1 protein-coding gene is annotated in these 244 nt (G+C 41.4%); it reads left to right on the forward strand.

The window, feature by feature from the left end; translation table 11 throughout:
• A partial coding sequence (locus NLF92_RS13615; protein ID WP_254102801.1) for a DALR anticodon-binding domain-containing protein occupies positions 1-244 on the forward strand: 244 nt, incomplete at both ends.

Below are 244 nucleotides of genomic sequence, written 5' to 3' on the forward strand. Positions count from 1 at the left end.
TTAGCCGAAGAAGCTGAAAAAGCGCTTTACGTTGAGCTGAAAGCCGCACAGAAAGAAGTTGATATTGCTGTTCCTTCACAGGACTACACGCGTATTCTTACTGCGCTTGCAACCTTACGTAATGTAATCGATAACTTCTTTGATAACGTAATGGTTATGGCTGATGACGAAGCGGTTAAGAATAACCGACTTGCTTTACTGTCGCTTTTAAGGCAACTTTTCCTTTCTACCGCAGATATATCTA

The sequence above is a fragment of the Opacimonas viscosa genome, assembly GCF_024199005.1.
In the GTDB taxonomy this organism is placed as follows: domain Bacteria; phylum Pseudomonadota; class Gammaproteobacteria; order Enterobacterales; family Alteromonadaceae; genus Opacimonas; species Opacimonas viscosa.